Consider the following 16420-nt stretch of genomic DNA (forward strand, 5'->3'; position numbering starts at 1 on the left):
AAGGAAGTGGCCCGTGTCCAGCTCGGCGGACGGCCGACTCCATGATGTGGGACGGTCGCCGAGCCCGTTGACCCCGCCTGACCTCGGTGTGAGGCTCTGGCACGTGAGCCAAGCCGTCACCCTCACCTCTCGCCGGCACGTCGATCTCCGACGGCAAGCCGGCGCCCTCTGTCGCGCCGGTCGCTGACCCCTCTTCCTTTCCACCCCGGGCGCCGGTGCCCGGTGATTCGGCCTGCCCGTTATCCCCAACAAAGGATTCGCCGTGATCAGCACGCGACGGAACTTCCTCGGCCTCACCCTCCTCGGCCTGACGGCGGCCGCGGTCGGCTGCTCCACCGCGGGCGCCGGTGGCGGCGTCGAGACCAAGACGCTGCGCTACCAGGGCTGGGCGGGTGACGTGACCTTGCCCGAACTGGCCGCCGACCTCGGTCACCTCGGCGACGTGACGCTGGAGTGGGTCGGCAACACCACCAGCGGCCCGCAGGACATCCAGTCCGCCGCCACCGGCCAGGTCGACTTCGGCGGCGCGTTCAACGGCGCGGTGGTCAAGCTCAAGGCCGCCGGCGCCCCGATCAGGTCGGTGATCGGCTACTACGGCTCCGACGAGGCCGCCTTCAGCGGCTTCTACGTGCTGGAGGACAGCCCGATCTCCTCCGCGCGCGACCTGATCGGCAAGAAGGTCGGGATGAACACCCTGGGCGCGCACCACGAGGCCATGCTCGGCATCTACCTCAAGCGCAACGGCCTGTCCCCCGACGAGATCGAGAAGGTGGAGCCGATCGCGGTGCCGCCGGTCAACATCGAGCAGTCCGTGCGGCAGGGTCAGCTCGAGGTCGGCGTGCTGGGCGGGATCCTGCGCGACAAGGCGTTGGAGAAGGGCGGTCTGCGCAAGCTGTTCTCCGACTTCGACCTGCTGGGCGCGTTCACCGCGGGCACGTACGTGTTCACCGAGAAGTTCCTGAGGGACAACCCGAACACCGTGCGGACCTTCGTCACCGGCGTCGCGAAGGCCATCGAGTGGAGCCGCACGACGCCACGCGACGAGGTGGTGGCGCGCAAGGTCGACATCCTCACCAAGCGCGGGCGCAACGAGGACCCGGCCGCGCTGCGGTACTGGAAGTCCACCGGTGTCGCCGGGAAGGGCGGCCGGATCGTGGACGAGGAGCTGGCGCTCTGGGTCGACTGGCTCGCCGAGCGCGGCGAGATCACCAAGGACCAGGTCGCGCTCGCCGACCTCTACACCAACGAGTTCAACGGGGTGGCGGCGTGAGCACCCACATCAGCTTCCGCGACGTGACCAAGCGGTTCGTGGTCCGCGACCGGGCGTCCCGGCGGCGCACCGAGTTCACCGCCGTGCGGGGTGTCGACCTGGACGTGGAGCGCGGCGAGTTCCTGGTCCTGGTCGGGCCGAGCGGCTGCGGCAAGTCCACGTTGCTGGACCTGCTCGGTGGGCTGACCGAGCCGAGCGAGGGCCAGGTGCTGCTGGAGGGCGCCCCGATCACCGGGCCCGGCCTGGACCGGGGCGTGGTGTTCCAGCAGTACGCGCTGCTGCCGTGGCGCACCGCGCAGGGCAACGTCGAGTTCGGGCTGGAGGCGGCCGGTGTGCCACGCCGGGAGCGGTCCGGACGGGCCCGCGAGTTCCTGGACCTGGTGGGGCTGGGCGGTTTCGAGGACCGGCACCCGCACCAGCTCTCGGGCGGTATGCGGCAGCGCGTCGCGATCGCCCGCAGCCTGGCCTACGACCCGGCCGTGCTGCTGATGGACGAGCCGTTCGCGGCCCTGGACGCGCAGACCCGCGAGTCCCTGCAGGACGAGCTGCTGCGCATCTGGCAGCGCACCGGCAAGACGGTCGTGTTCATCACGCACTCCATCGACGAGGCGGTCTACCTGGGGCAGCGGGTGGCGGTGCTGACCTCGCGGCCCGGCCGGGTCAAGGAGGTGGTCCCGATCGACCTCGGTGACCGCACCGGCCAGGCCGACCTGCGCTCCGGCGCCGGGTTCACGCGCTACCGGCACCGGATCTGGGAGCTGCTGCACGACGAGGTCTCCCGCGCACAGCAACAGGAGAAGGAGGTGGCGGCGGTATGACCGCGCTGCTGGAGTCACGACCGTCCGTGGACGAGGAGGGGCCCGCGAGCCGGGTGGCCGGGCCGCCGGTCGCACGCCGGGTGGTCGACGCGCTGGTGACGACGGTCGGCAAGGTCGTGGCGATCGTGCTGCTGCTCGGGGTGTGGGAGACCGCGCCCCGGTTGGGCCTGGTCGACGACACGTTCCTGCCGCCGTTCTCCACCGTGCTCGACGCGTGGTGGCGGCTGGCCGCCGACGGTCAGCTGCTGGACAACACCGGGGCGAGCCTGGCCCGGTCGCTGTCCGGGTTCGGCCTCGCGGTGGCGGTGGCCGTGCCGCTGGGCCTGGTGATCGGCTGGTACAAGTCGGTGGCGTCGCTGCTCGGGCCGCTGCTGGAGGTCTTCCGCAACACGGCGGCGCTGGCCCTGCTGCCCGTGTTCGTGCTGCTGCTCGGCATCGGTGAGACGTCGAAGATCGCCATCGTGTTCTACGCGTGCACCTGGCCGATCCTGCTCAACACGATCAGCGCGGTGCGTGGTGTCGACCCGACCCTGCTGCGGCTGGCCCGGTCGGTGGACCTGTCGGGGTTCCGGCTCTTCCAGAAGGTGATCCTGCCCGCCGCGGTGCCCACGGTGTTCACCGGCATCCGGTTGGCCGGCGCGGTGTCGATCCTGGTGCTGGTGGCCGCGGAGATGGTGGGGGCCAAGGCCGGGCTCGGCTACCTGATCAACGCCTCGCAGTTCAACTTCGCCATCCCGCAGATGTACGCGGGCATCATCACGATCTCGGCCATCGGCGTGGTGTTCAACCAGCTGCTGGTCGCGTTGGAGCGCCGGTTCACGTCCTGGCGGGTTCCCGTCGGTTCCTGATCCACCGAGTACGGAAAGGAGCTTCGCATGACGCTCGAACTCGACGCGGACGTGCTCGTCGTCGGCGGTGGGCCCGCCGCGACGTGGGCCGCGCTCAAGGCGGCCGAGGACGGCGCCGCGGTGGTGCTGGCCGACAAGGGGTACTGCGGCACCAGCGGCGCGACGGCGTCCGGCGGCACCGGTGTGTGGTACGTGCCACCGGAGCCCGAGGCACGGGAGCGGGCCATGGCGAGCAGGGAGGCGCTGGGCGGTCACCTCGCGGACCGGCGCTGGATGGCCCGGGTGCTGGACGAGACCTACGAGCGGATCAACGAGCTGGCCGAGGTGGCCCGCTACCCGTTCCCGGTCGGTCCGGACGGCCGACCGCTGCGCAACGGCCTGCAAGGGCCGGAGTACATGCGGCGGCAGCGCGTCCGGGTGCGCCGGGCGGGCGTGCGGGTCCTCGACCACAGCCCCGTCACCGAGCTGGTCACGACCGACGACGGCGTGGTGGCGGGTGCGGCGGGGTACCAGCGGCAGGCCGACCGGGCGTTCCGGGTGCGTGCCGGTGCGGTGGTGCTGGCCACGGGCGGCTGCGCGTTCCTGAGCAAGGCGTTGGGTTGCAACGTCAACACCGGTGACGGCGCGCTGTTCGCCGCCGAGGTGGGCGCGGAGCTGTCCGGCATGGAGTTCTCCAACGCCTACGGCATCGCGCCCGAGCACACTTCGGTCACCAAGACCGCGTTCTACAACTACGCCACGTTCTACCGGGCGGACGGATCTGTGCTCGACGGCGCGGGCAGCCAACGCGGCCGTTCGGTGATCGCGCGGACGCTGCTGGCGTCGGAGAAGGTGTTCTGCAAGCTCGACCGTGCCGACGAAGCCGCCCGCACGGCGATGCGGCTGGCGCAGCCGAACTTCTTCCTCACCTTCGACCGGCTGGGCATCGACCCGTTCACCCAGCCGTTCGCGGTGACGCTGCTGGCCGAGGGGACGGTGCGCGGCACCGGCGGCATCCGGATCGTGGACGACGGGTGCGCGACCACCGTGCCAGGCCTGTACGCGGCCGGTGACGCGGCGACCCGGGAGCTGATCTGCGGCGGGTTCACCGGCGGCGGCAGCCACAATGCGGCGTGGGCGATCTCGTCCGGGTCGTGGTCGGGGCGAGCGGCGGCACGGTTCGCGCGTGCACTCGGTGCGTCCGCTTCGGGGCGCCGCGTCCGCGCCGCCGGTGGTGCGGGGCTGCGCCCGACCGGCACGACGTCGTCGGTGTCGTCCGCGGACGTGGTGAGCGCCGTGCAGGCCGAGGTGCTGCCGTACGACAAGAACTACCTGCGGCACGGTGACGTGCTGCGCACGGCGTTGGGGCAGCTCGACGCCACGTGGTCGGCGCTGCGCTCCGGTCTGCGCGCCGAGGGCCCGGACGCGGTGCGGGCGCGCCAGGCCGCGGCGATGGCCGCGCACGCCCGGTGGATGTACGGCTCGGCGCTGGTGCGCAGCGAGAGCCGGGGCATGGCCAAGCGGCTCGACTTCCCCGAACTGGACCCCGCCCAGCACTTCCGGATCACCTCGGGTGGCTTGGACGAGGTGTGGGCCCGCCCGCAGGAGGTGGCGGCGTGATCGAGCTGGTGTCGGCCGCGCAGTGCGTCACCTGCGACAAGTGCGTCGTCGTGTGCCCCACCAACGTGTTCGACCGGGGCGCGGACGGCGTGCCGGTGATCAGCAGGCAGCAGGACTGCCAGACCTGCTTCCAGTGCGAGGCGAACTGCCCGACCGACGCGTTGTTCGTGGCGCCGCACACCCACCCGTTGCCGGTGGATTCGTTCGCCCACGACGAGGAGCACCTGCGGCGGACGGGACTGCTGGGCAGCTACCGCCGTGACATCGGGTGGGGTCACGGGCGCACCCCGGGCGCGGCACGGGCGGTGGGCCCCGCGCTGTCGCCGGCAGGCCCGCCGCTGATCTCGTGAACCCCCGCGGCACGGCGGCGTCGGCGTTGTTGGGGGCCGTGCTGCGGCACGGACCGGTCGCGCGCACCACGATCGCCCGGCTGACCGGCCTGAGCCCGGCGGCCGTGACGCGCAACTGCGCGGCGCTGGCCGGCCTCGGCCTGCTCACCGAGGTGGCGGGCTCCCTGCCGTACCGGGGCATGGGACGCCCGCACACGCCGGTGGACGTGGAGACCGGTCGCCACCTGGTGGCCGGGATCCACATCGCCCACGAGTTCTGCACGTTGGCGTTGCTGGACCTGCGAGGGCGGGTCAGGGCCAGGCTGCGGGTGCCGCACCGCGACCCCGACGACCACGAGGAGGTGCTCGCGACCGCCGCCGACCGCTTGGTGGGGCTGCACGCCGAGCACCTGCCGGGGCAGGTGCCGCTCGGCCTCGGTGTGGCCGCGGGCGGGTGGGTCGACACCGAGGCCGGTGTGCTGGTCGAGCACGCCTCGCTGGGCTGGCGGGACGTGCCGGTGCGCGACCTGCTCGCGGCGCGCACCGGGCTGCCGGTACTGGTGGACAGCCACGCGCGGGCGCTGGCCAGGGCCGAGCAGCTGTTCGGCGCCGCGGGTCACCACGAGTCGCTCGTGCACCTGTTCGTCGGCAACGTGGTGGACGCGGCGATCATCACCGGTGGCGGCACGCACCGGGGCGCGCGGTCGGCGGCGGGCGGTGTCGCGCACCTGGCGCTGGGCGACCGAGTGCCCGTGCGGCCGAGCCGGGTGCCTGGAAGCCACCGTGTCCGACCGCGCGTGGGCGTGGCGCGCCTACCGGGCGGGCGTGATCCCCCGGCCTTCGATCACCGATCTGGGTGATGCCGCCGTGGCCCGGAACGGCGCCGCCGCCGCGCTGCTGGTCGAGCGCGCCAGGATCGTCGCCCGTGCCGCGGCGCTGCTGTTCGACATCGTGAACCCCGACGTCGTCGTGGTCACCGAGCTGGGCGTCACCCGGCTGCCCGAGTGCGCGGACGCGTTGCGCGCCGAGGTGGCCGCGACGTCGCGCGCTTGCCCGTCGCCCTCGGCCGTGCTGCCGAGCAGCTTCGGCCTGGACGTCCTCGGTGTGGCGGCCGGCGCCGTCCAGCTCGACGCGATCTACGCCGACCCGCTCGACCTCCGCAACCCGATCCGACTGGGAGTCTGAAGTTGTCCGCACGCGAGCTCCACCTCAACGCGTTCCTGATGGGCGTCGGCCACCACGAAGCCGCCTGGCGGCACCCCCGCACAGACCCGCGTGCCCTCGACGACGTGGCGCACTTCCAGCGCCTGGCGCGGACCGCCGAGCGCGGGACGTTCGACTCGGTGTTCCTCGCCGACGGCGTGCAGATCTGGGGCGACGTGCGGCACACCGCCGCCAACCGGTTCGAGCCGATCACGCTGCTGACCGCGATCTCGCAGGCCACCGAGCACATCGGGCTGATCGCGACCGCGTCGACCGGGTTCAGCGAGCCGTACAACCTGGCGCGGCTGTTCTCCTCGCTCGACCACATCAGCGGTGGGCGGGCCGGGTGGAACATCGTGACCACGGCGGGCGACCGTTCGGCGCAGAACTTCAACCGCGAGGTCAACGCCGAGCACGCCGAGCGCTACCGGCGGGCCGACGAGTTCCTCGACGTGGTCACCGCGCTGTGGGACTCGTGGGAGGACGACGCGCTGGTCGTGGACCGGGAATCCGGTGTGTTCGCCGAGGACGCGAAGGTGCACGAGATCAACCACAAGGGCCGGTTCTTCTCCGTGCGCGGGCCGCTGAACGCCGTGCGAAGCCCGCAGGGGCACCCGCTGCTCGTGCAGGCCGGGTCGAGCGAGGACGGCCGGGCGTTCGCGTCGGCGTGGGCGGAGGCGGTGTTCACCGCCCACCAGACGCACGGCGACGCGACCGCGTTCTACGCCGACCTCAAACGGCGTGCCAGGGCCCGGGGGCGTGACGCCGACGGCGTCAAGGTGCTGCCCGGGATCGTCCCGGTGCTCGGCGGCACCGAGGCCGAGGCGCGGGGACTGGCCGACGAGCTCGACGCGTTGATCATCCCGGTGCGGGCGGTCCGGCAGCTCGGCGAGCTGATCGGCCTCGACCTGACCGACCACCCGCTGGACGAGCGGTTGCCGCCGTTCCCCCCGGTCAGCCGCGTCAACGGCGCGAAGAGCCGGTTCGAGCTGGTGCGCGACCTGGCGGGGCGGGAGGAGCTCACGTTGCGCCAGCTGCTCGGTCGCCTCGGCGGCGGACGCGGGCACCAGGTCGTCGCCGGCACGCCCGAGCAGATCGCCGACCACATCGAGCTGTGGTTCACCACGGGCGCGGCGGACGGCTTCAACGTGATGGCGCCCCTGCTGCCGTCCGGCCTGGAGGACTTCGTGGACCACGTCGTGCCGCTGCTGCGCGCCCGCGGCCTGTTCCGCAGCGAGTACACCGGCCGGACGCTGCGCGACCACTACGGCCTACCGCGCCCGGCGGGCCGCTACGCCGCGGCCACGCTGGTCTGAACGACGTTCGGCCCGGCGTCGACCTGTTCTACCCGTCGACGTCGGGCCGAACCTCGTGTCGACCACGTTCGCCGTCCAGGGTGACCGACACTGGTAAACGACTCGCCCGAGCCCGCACGATGGTCAGGAACTCGTCCGTGCGACGGTAGCGGGCCTGCTTGTCCAAGCCGCCTCCAGCCCTCAGCGGATCTTGTACCGACGTGCTCCCCGGCACCGACTCACAGCTGCGCTGACAGTCCCGGGCCACGCTCTAAAAGATCCGTGCGGCAGCGAGCGGCATGGTGGCGGGACTTCACCACAGCGCCTTTTCGGTGCCGATGCCGACCCGGCGCTCCACGCCACAAAGCATCTCTCTGCCGGCCACCGACCCGACGGCCTCGTGACGCGGTGCAGCACGGCGGTTTGGGGCGATGCCACGGCTACCGTGCCGGGAATCCCGACCTACTTCCGCTGAACGGTCCTCAGGGCGTGCGGAACAGATCGATCATCGCGGCGTACCCGTCCCGGCCCCGTCCGTCGGCAGCCGCGCGTTCGGCCAACTCCCTGATGAACTTCGGCAACTCGGCGTTCACACCGTTGGCCTCGCTCTCTTGGACGAGGGACCCCATCGCGGCGACGTGTGAGTCGATCGTCGCGTCCGCCCCGGGGTACGCCCCTTCGTCGATCTGCCCCGCATACCCGGCCAACCAGCCGGACGCCGTCGCGATGTTCTGCCGCGCGAACGGAACGAAGGCCGAAGCCTCCACGCCCGCCGCACCCAGCAGGGCCGCGCCGTGCAGGAAGCCGTTGAGCACGCTCCACATCAGGCTTACCCCGGCCCCGGCGTACAGCGACGACAGCCCGTGATCGGCCCCGAGGTACACCGCCTCACCAAGAACCCGCAGAACCTCCTCGTGCGCCTCGAACACCGAACGCGGCCCGCTGTACAAGACCAACGACTCGGTCGTGCCGATCCCCTGCGGCATCCCCATGATCGCGCCCGCGAGGTAGCTGTCGACGCCCTCCAACCCACCGATCTCCCGCATCTGCACCGATGTGGCCGAGGTCAGGTTCACCAACACCTTGCCCTCGAGCCCACCGCCCACCGTCCGCAGCAACCCTCGCACCACGCCGTGATCGGCGACGCAGACGACCACCACCGACCCGGCCGCCACGGCCTCCTCGACCGAATCGACGACCGCGGCACCGTCGGCGACCAACCGCCCGGCTTTCCCAGGAGTCCGGTTCCACACCGTCGTCGGATACCCGACCCGCACGAACGCCCCCGCCAACGCCTGCCCCATCAACCCCAGCCCGACAACCGCCACCGACTTCTCCACACCCATCGTCGTCTCCCTCTACCCACTCGGAACAGGTACCGGGATCCTGAACGTTCACATCGGTATGAAGGTCAAGGGCGAGCCGGGAATGCTGATCGGGGAACTGAGCCGCCGCACCGGCGTCCGCACCCACCAACTCCGCTACTACGAAGCACAGGGCCTGCTCGAACCCGGCCGAAGCGCAGGCGGCTACCGCGAGTACACCGACGACGCGGTCCTGACCGTCAACCAGATCACGAAACTGCTGGGCGCCGGCCTCACGACCGAGGAAATCGGCTACATGCTCCCGTGCACGACGGGCCCTGCGCCGAGCCTGGCACCCTGCCCAGAACTCCTCGACGGCCTCCGCGCCCGGCTCCAGGCGCTGGACGACCGGCTCGCGTCCCTCACCCGATCCCGCGAAGCCCTCGCCGACTACATCGCTGCCACCGAACGCTCGACAGCTCCCCCGCCGAGCCGCTGAGGGCGTTGCCGGATCGGACGGACTGTCTGAAGTGTTTCCGGCAGCCGTGGCGATGATCCACCTGTGATGAACTCCAGCGGTTCGCCCACAGTCCGTCCAGGACGTCCCAGAGGTGCTCTCGGGCAGGTGGATGGCGTTGCCGGCCTCGGGCGTGGCCGCGGCGACGGTCGGCACTGTGGTCGTGCTCGTGGCCGAGCGACTCAACCTGGGCAAGGTCGGTGGCGGCGATCACGCGTGGAAGCAGTCGCTGCCACGTCGGCCAAGTCGGGGGGCGAGGCCGGAGACCCGGCCGCGCGCCGGGGTGTCGGAGCACCGCGCGGTGCGAATGTTGACAGAGCACGGGCTCGCGGACCGCTTGCTCCAAGAGGCGGACAGGCCTGGCGCGTGCGAATGTTGGGTGAACGGGAAAGCGCACGAGGTCGACTACGGCACCCGGTACGACGGCCAGACCCACTACATCTACCCGCGGCAGGAGGTCGTCCAGGACCTCGTGCGGCACTACGTCGACGAGCGCCGACGACATACGAGCGGCCCGACTGCTCGTTCTCCGCCGGTGCGGACGGGTCCGCGGCACGACGCGACACAGCATCCCGCCTGGCGCGGCCAACATCCGCTTCTGCCGACGAGCGGAGGTCCCGCAAACTCGTCGGAGTGCCATGATCGGCGGTGATGAGCAGCGAACAGGATCCAGACCTCCTTCTCCGTGAAGCCCGCCGGCACCACTTGGCGCGGGTGAACGATGTGCTTCGTCGTCCTGGCACGTACGGCGGTCATGAGACGGCCGAAAGGCTTCTGCTGGAGGCGATGGCCGCCGTGGACGGAAGCTTGGAGCTGTGGCGGAGGGAGTGTGATGGACTGCGCGAACGCGACGCTTTCGCCGCGACGGGCGTCATGGGCGCGTACGGCGACATCCTGCCGGTGGATGCCGTGCGTGATGCCACGACCTCCGTCTACGCCGAGATCGCCCATCGCCTCGGTTGGCTCGAACTCGATCGGGCGTTGTCGGAGGCGGAGTTCCAGCAGTTGAGCTCCGGTGTCGGCGAGTGGGTGACGCAGGACCGGACCCTGTCGGAGGTCATCGGGACGTTCGGGCCCCCGTCGCTGTGGATCGGCGGAACCAACCCCTTCTTCCCCCAGACCCTTGCCTACGCCACGGCCGATCCCGACCGCGGTCTGATCTGCCTGCACCTGTGGAATGCCATCGTGGACACGACCCCCGGGACGGAGCCGCGCGGGGTGCACGCCGAGCCTGTGGTCCTCGCCGCACGTCATCGGCCCGGCAAGTTCCCCGGCTCGTTCTCGTTCACGCCGGAAGGCCTGCGCCGCAGACCCGATGCCGACCGGCGGAGCCCGCTCAGGTCAACCGTCTGGATCTTCCAAGGCGACCGCGCCCGGCACCCCTCCGGGGTGTTCGACACCCTGGAGGCCGGACTCGCCTGGGCGGCCGAGTGGCACGTCACCGGGATCATGGCCGAGTACCCACGCGGAGGCGCCTACGACGTCGCGGTCGGCGAAGGCCGCTTCACGCCGACGAAGCCCCACCACGGCACCGCGGACCACGTCGCGGCTTTCGGTCCAGGACTGCGTCACATCCACCTGACCGACGGCCACCGCGATTGACGTCCTGTCACGCCGCAGGCCGAGTGCCTCAGCGGACGTCCGCTTCTGCCGATGAGGGGGACGTGACGCCGATGTGCCGGCTGGGGGGTGACCACAGTCGTCAGGGGTTCGGCCATTCGGCGTCGAAGGTGGCGAGAAGTCGGGTCGGCCGGGCTGATCTGCGCCGGAACCGCATCATCGGCCGCTGACTTCACTGGCCGTACCGTCGTCTGGTGCCAGGGAAGTTTCTGCGTGGTCGTTCGGTAGCACGGGTGTATCCGAGTTGTCCGAAGCGGTGCGGAGCCTGCTCGCCGAGTAGGCCACCAACACGGCAAAGCTTCCAACCAGGATGATCGCTACCAAGGGGATGGGGTCGGGAACCGGTGTGGAGCTCTCGGTGAAACTGAGGAGCGCGGTTGCGCCCAGGACTGACGCCGAGGTGAGGACGACCGCAACCCCGGAGATGAACCGGGTGAACGCGGGGTGGTGCTGTGGCCGGTCGAAGAACTTGACGGCGCACACGGTGACCACCACGACGATGAACAGAAGAACCGATAGCGCCGCCCAGTCGAGGCCGGTGAAGCCCGCGGCGGCACCGTACTTCTGGATGACATGGCCGCGTGCTCCGCTCCACGTCAACAGGACGACGACCGGGGAGAGCAGGAAGACGATGACGGCTCTGATCAGGTTCCCCATGGCGTGACTGATGGCGCGACTTCGCGGAGCGTCGCTCTCCAGGCCGCGGACGAGGACAAGCATCGAGTACAGCAGCATGATCCCGGCAACGCCGAAACCCACCCCGGACACCGTCAGGAGCGAGGCTACTCGCGCAGTGCCGGCGGTTTCACCAGCCACCATGGCGTAGTCCAGGCTCGACACCCCCAGGGCGACGAACGTGGCCAACAGGGGGCCACCACTCTCCAGGGTCTTGCCCGCCGAATGGTTGGTGGTCAGCTGAGCTGCAATCAGCGTGATCAGGCTGGCGAAGGCGAAGCCGGCCATGACGCCTGCGAGTTGGGAGAAGAAGCCGGCGGCCGCAGGGAAGTTGGGTGGCACCGGCTCGACCGGAGCGATGATCAACAAGTGGCCGCCCTCCGTACGTTGTCTTCGCTTGCAGAATGGTCGTCGTGCCCATGGTTGCCTGCTCGGACGACACGAGTCGCGCTGGATCGGTCATGTCGACCTTGGTCACCCGGATACCGGCTGATGGTCACCCGTTTAGGTGATGTGACGCCGACTGATGACCGGGCGCTGCGGCGTACGTCTGCTTCTGCCGTTGAGCGGCAGTTCGCGCGCTTTTGAGGTCAGGCCGACGATTGAGCGTGAGTGGCTTCAGTTCGATCGGGCGTTGTCGAGGTTCGGTCGGACGATCCTGGTTGCGGGGGCCGGAGCCCAGCGCTCGCTCAGAGTGAGCGATGGCGGCTTCGTAGAGCGGGATCACCTGACCCGGATCACCTACTGACGGTCGGGGTGGGCCAGGTTGATCCGTGAGACCAGCCGTGGGACGCCCGCGCCCTGCCCGACCCCCGCTCGCCTCGCGCGAGTGGCCGTAGTGGGAATGGCGGTCAGGAGCCGACGTGCACGTACCCGGCCCACTGCGACACCGCGAGCGGGAACTCGGCGCGCAGTTCGCGCAACACCTGGTGCAGGGCCTCGGCGGGTGGCGTGCCGGCGTGCACGCGGCGGTGGAAGGCGGCTGCGACGCGGGCCGCGACGGCGTCCTGGATCGGCCACAGCGCACCGACGACGTGCCGGAACCCGGCGAGCTGGAACGCCGATGCGAGCGTGATCACCTCGTCCGGCGTGGTGCGGGCAGCGCGGGCGGTGGAGCACGCCGACAGGTAGGCCAGCTCGGCGTTCTCCAGGCGCAGGGCGCCGATGTCGGCGACGGTCAGCGCGCCGTCGGCGAGCAGCAGGTGGCCGGCGGACGGGACGAGCGGGTCGCTGTGCGCGTGGCAGGCGAAGTGGGCCCACGTCGCGTGCGGCAGCGCGGCGAGCACGGCGGCCCGGGTCGCGGCGGGACCGCGCAGCGGTTCGGCGGCGAGGAGCGCGGCGAGGTCGGTCGCCTCCGCGTCGGTCGCGGGCAGGTCGGCGTGGTCGGGGGTGGTGGGCATGGCGACGGCGAGGAGGTCGCGCCGCGTCGTCGGCGGGCGGGACCGGGTGTGGCTCAGGGTGCGGGCGGTGGGTGTGTAGGACGACACCACGCGGTCGAGCACGGCGGCGCCGGGGATGTCGTGCCGACCTGCGGCGTGCAGCGGGAGGTGGGTGAGCGCGCCGGTCGGGCACCACCACACACGGGGCCACGCGGAACGGGGCGCGCGGGTGTGGCCGAGCGCCTTCAGGACCGGTCCGGCGATCGTGTCCCACAACCAGACCAGCGTTTCGCGGACCACGGTCTGCGCGTGGAACCGGGCGACCAGGTCGCCGCCGTCGAGCGTGTCGAGCGCCGAGAGGTAGGCGCCGGCCCGCTCTTCGACCTCCTCGATGGTGACGCGCCGCAACCGCTTCGAGCGCACGCCGCGAGAGGTGATCAGCAGGGCGTCGCAGCGCCACCGGCTGATGTTCACCAGCACGATCGCGCCGTCGGAGACGCGCAGGTCCAGCGCGCTCGGTGGGCGCAGGAAGGCGTCGAGACCGGGAACCGCGCGGATCCGGTCCAGCACGTCCTGCCACCGCCGCGACAACGCCTGCCGCTCGTCAGTCGACTGGGACTCGTCGGCCAGCTCCTCCAGCACCGCGTCCCACTCGGCCGCGAGGTGCGGTGCGCGGTCGCGCAGCGCGAGCGAACCCGCCCGGGCGTCGAGCTCGTCGACGAGGAGCACGCCGCGGGCCTGCTCCAGCAGCTCGACGGCGCGGACCGGGTCACCGGTCGCGAGGGCGGCGGCGGCCGCGTCGGTGTGCACCCCGCGCAGGTCGGCCAGGCGGAACTCGCGGTCCGCACGGCGCACGTGCCGGGGCGCGACCTGGGCCACCAGGTCCACGCCGCCGGCGAAGGCCGCCAGTGCGGTGCTCCACCGCCCGAGGATCACCGCCCAGCCACCCCACACCCGGTGGGCGCGGATGCGGGTGGCGGGCGGTGCGTTGAGCACGCCCGCACTCGCCTCGGCGACGCGGACGGCCTCCCGCAGCGGCCCCTTGGTGCCGGTCGCCTCGCCGAGGACTCCCAGCGCGATGGCGAGGTTGAGCAGCCGGGAGCCGCGGATGGCCAGGCCGGCGGGAGTCAGGGCGACGGCTTCACGGGCGGCGGCGACGGCCCGCTCCGCGTCGGCTGGGTCTCCGTCCACGAAGTAGCGCTCCATCAGCGAGGAGCACAGGTTGTTGAGCACCTGGGGGCGGGTCGGGTCGTGCGGGCCGAACCGCTCGGCGCCGCGCTCGGCGATCCGCACCCGTTCGCGCAACACGTCCTCGTCGCCCGTGTGCTGGTACAGCAACATCGTCACGACGCCCATCTGGTCCGCCAGCCGGGCTTTCAAGCTGTCGGTCGGGGGCACGGCCCCGAGGTGGTCGCGGATCACGTCCAGTGCGCGGTGCAGGTCGTCCACGTCCCGAGTGCGGCGGTAGCGCTCGGCCAGCGAGCCCGCGAGGTTGAGCGCCGTGGACGCCCGGATCCGCGAGAAGGGCTGCGCCTGGACCGCGCGCAGCCCGAAGTCGACCGCCTCGTCCAGGGCGTGGAGGTCGGGTGACAGCTCGGCGCGCCGCCGCAACGCCACCGTGAGCAGCTCCAGCACCCGGGGTTGGTCCTCATCGGCGAGAAGAACGGCGCGGCACACGGCGATCGCGGTGTCGAGCGAGGTGCTCGCGCCTGTCGCGTCGTGGTGCCGGTAGTGGGCATCGGCGGCGCGAGCCAGGACCATCGAGCGGTTCGGGTGGTCCGGCGGGCAGTCCGCGACGGCCTGGGTGGCGAGCCGCGAGCCTTCCTCGACCTGCCCGGACTCGGCGGTGAGCAGGGCCAGCAGGGCGACGCGTTCGGCCTGCCGGCCCGTCGGCGCGGGGTTGGCGGCCACGCCGCGCCGGGCCAGGGTGAGCGCGTCGGCGAGCACCTCGGGCGTGCGGTCCAGGTCGTGCAGCTTGCGCAGCAGCATGGCGGCGTTGTGCGCGATGCGGGCCTCGTCCTCGGGATCGTCCGGGTCGGCGAGGTGGGCCCGGTTCAACGCGATCGCCTCCAGGAGGGCGGCGCGGTCGCCGACCAGGTCGTAGCGGTGCCCGAGCAGGATCGCCCGGTCGTTCCAGTCCGGATCGGCGGCGAGGGCGGTGTCGACGTCCGCGACGTCGTGGCTCGACGCGGCGAGGTCCACGAGGTAGCCCACGCGGGTGGCGCGCAGGCGCGGGTCGGCGCCGCCTTCCAGGACGGCGAGCGCGGCCTCGCGGCTGTCCCGGTCACCGGTGTGCTTCCACCGTCGCCACAGCGCCTCCGCGTACATGCCCGTGCGGACCGGGTGGTCGGGGTGGGTCGGCGGGATCTGCGCGAGGGCTCCGGCCAGCACGGTCACCGTCTCGTCCAGGGCGGCCGGATCGGTCGAGGCCAGCCGGAACAGGGCGCTGCCGTGCAGGTACAGCAGTTGCTGCGAGCCGGAGTCGAGGAACGGGCGCAACAGGTCGGTGATCTCGACGAGCGGAGCGGGGTCGTCGGTCAACCCGGCGGTGGTGTCCAGGGCGGTCGCCAGCGCGCCGAGCTGGTCGGGTTCCTGCCGGCGGGCCACGGCCTCGCGACCCAGCGCGGTGGCCTCTTGCGCCAGTGCGCGGTCCCCGGTGCGCTCGGCGGACAGCGCGAGCGCCATCGCCGCGACCCCCAGGGCTTCGGGGTCATCGGGCGGCGCCTGCCGGGCGTGGGGGGGCGGGGGGGGGGGGGGGGGCCGGGGGGGCGGGGGGGGGGGGGGGGGGGGGCCCCCCCGGCGCCCCCCCCCCCGGCTTGCGGGGTCTTGGGGGGGCGCGTCCCGGGGGTCCAGCACCGCGCGGCCGCCCACGGCCTGGTCGCCGGTGCGGGTGTGCTCCAGGAGCAGCGCGCGGACCAGTTCGGCACGGGCCGCCGGCGTGGCGTCGGTGGGCCCCGCGTCGAGGACGCGCTGCGCGGCGACCTGGGCGGTCGTCAACGCTTCGGCATCGCCGGTGTGCCAGGACAGCAGGCGCGCGGCGGCGGCGAGCACGACACCGCACCCGGCGGCGAACGGGTCGGCCGGATCGTTGGCCGTCGGGGCGAGGACGTCGACGGCGACGTGGAACGCGGTCGGGTTGCCGAGCACCATGCCGACCCGCACCAACGCGGACCCGAGGTCGCGCCGCCGCCGGCCCTCCGGGGCCGCGGGGTCGCCCTCCCAGATCGGCGGCGCGAGGTCGGGGCGGAGCAGGAAGACCGGCGCGAGCAGGATCTCGGCGAGGGTGTGCGACTCGGCCGCCGCCGGTCCTTCCCGCCACATCGAGCGCGCCAGGTGCAGGGTGCCGACGATGTGCAGCACCTCGAAGTCGAGCTTGCCCTCCGGGGACAGGAACGCCAACAACTGCTCTCCCGCCGTCTCCGCCTCCGCAGCGAGCACCGCCTCCGCGTCGCCGTCGTCGGCGCGCGCGATCCGGCCGAGAACGTCCTGGATCAGCTCGTCCCGCACCCATCCACCTCGATCTCCGTGTATTCCTGACAGGCTGGGGAGTCCCCGACGAAGAG

The 16420-nt window shown here is 72.1% G+C and carries 13 protein-coding genes and 1 pseudogene; 11 read left to right on the forward strand and 3 right to left on the reverse strand.

Annotated features, from left to right (window positions below):
* The first annotated feature begins 103 nt into the window (after positions 1-103).
* From LNK82_RS48330 to LNK82_RS20735, 8 genes and pseudogenes are all read left to right on the forward strand, one after another.
* The gene (locus LNK82_RS48330; RefSeq protein WP_372470534.1) at positions 104-187 is read left to right on the forward strand and encodes a putative leader peptide; all 84 of its coding nucleotides are present in this window, start codon (positions 104-106) and stop codon (positions 185-187) included.
* Positions 188-262: 75 nt separating this feature from the next.
* A complete protein-coding gene (locus LNK82_RS20705) occupies positions 263-1270 on the forward strand; it encodes an ABC transporter substrate-binding protein (protein WP_230568677.1) in 1008 nt (335 codons plus the stop codon).
* Positions 1267-2088 carry an ABC transporter ATP-binding protein gene (locus LNK82_RS20710; protein WP_230568678.1) on the forward strand — a complete coding sequence of 274 codons (822 nt, stop codon included), beginning with the start codon at positions 1267-1269 and terminating at the stop codon, positions 2086-2088. The genes LNK82_RS20705 and LNK82_RS20710 overlap by 4 nt, the downstream gene beginning before the upstream one ends.
* Entirely contained in the window at positions 2085-2936 is an 852-nt protein-coding gene (locus tag LNK82_RS20715; RefSeq protein WP_230568679.1) for an ABC transporter permease, read from the forward strand. Before LNK82_RS20710 ends, LNK82_RS20715 begins: the two co-directional genes overlap by 4 nt.
* 27 nt (positions 2937-2963) lie before the next feature.
* The gene (locus LNK82_RS20720) at positions 2964-4535 is read left to right on the forward strand and encodes an FAD-dependent oxidoreductase (RefSeq protein WP_230568680.1); all 1572 of its coding nucleotides are present in this window, start codon (positions 2964-2966) and stop codon (positions 4533-4535) included.
* Complete coding sequence (locus tag LNK82_RS20725; RefSeq protein WP_230568681.1) at positions 4532-4885, forward strand: 4Fe-4S dicluster domain-containing protein; 354 nt, start codon at positions 4532-4534, stop codon at positions 4883-4885. The genes LNK82_RS20720 and LNK82_RS20725 overlap by 4 nt, the downstream gene beginning before the upstream one ends.
* Positions 4886-5064: 179 nt before the next feature.
* Positions 5065-6049: pseudogene (locus tag LNK82_RS20730) on the forward strand (ROK family protein).
* Between the two features lie 2 nt (positions 6050-6051).
* Positions 6052-7383 (forward strand): LLM class flavin-dependent oxidoreductase, encoded by a 1332-nt coding sequence (locus LNK82_RS20735; RefSeq protein ID WP_268996744.1) that lies wholly within the window; start codon positions 6052-6054, stop codon positions 7381-7383.
* Between the two features lie 461 nt (positions 7384-7844).
* Here the strand turns inward: LNK82_RS20735 and LNK82_RS20740 are convergent, their stop codons facing one another.
* A complete protein-coding gene (locus LNK82_RS20740) occupies positions 7845-8708 on the reverse strand; it encodes an NAD(P)-dependent oxidoreductase (RefSeq protein ID WP_230568682.1) in 864 nt (287 codons plus the stop codon).
* Between the two features lie 82 nt (positions 8709-8790).
* Here LNK82_RS20740 and LNK82_RS20745 point away from each other — a divergent pair, with 82 nt between their 5' ends.
* From LNK82_RS20745 to LNK82_RS20750, 3 genes are all read left to right on the forward strand, one after another.
* Complete coding sequence (locus LNK82_RS20745) at positions 8791-9165, forward strand: MerR family transcriptional regulator (protein WP_230568750.1); 375 nt, start codon at positions 8791-8793, stop codon at positions 9163-9165.
* 325 nt (positions 9166-9490) lie between these two features.
* The gene (locus tag LNK82_RS48335; protein ID WP_372470535.1) at positions 9491-9835 is read left to right on the forward strand and encodes a hypothetical protein; all 345 of its coding nucleotides are present in this window, start codon (positions 9491-9493) and stop codon (positions 9833-9835) included.
* Entirely contained in the window at positions 9835-10785 is a 951-nt protein-coding gene (locus LNK82_RS20750) for a DUF7710 domain-containing protein (protein ID WP_230568683.1), read from the forward strand. The genes LNK82_RS48335 and LNK82_RS20750 overlap by 1 nt, the downstream gene beginning before the upstream one ends.
* A gap of 174 nt (positions 10786-10959) precedes the next feature.
* Here LNK82_RS20750 and LNK82_RS20755 read toward each other — a convergent pair whose 3' ends face one another.
* Positions 10960-11847 (reverse strand): hypothetical protein, encoded by an 888-nt coding sequence (locus LNK82_RS20755; protein ID WP_230568684.1) that lies wholly within the window; start codon positions 11845-11847, stop codon positions 10960-10962.
* Positions 11848-12329: 482 nt separating this feature from the next.
* Entirely contained in the window at positions 12330-16364 is a 4035-nt protein-coding gene (locus LNK82_RS47800) for a CHAT domain-containing protein (RefSeq protein WP_308257242.1), read from the reverse strand.
* Positions 16365-16420 lie beyond the last annotated feature (56 nt).

This window comes from Saccharothrix luteola (assembly GCF_020859565.1).
Taxonomy (GTDB): Bacteria; Actinomycetota; Actinomycetes; order Mycobacteriales; family Pseudonocardiaceae; genus Actinosynnema; species Actinosynnema luteola.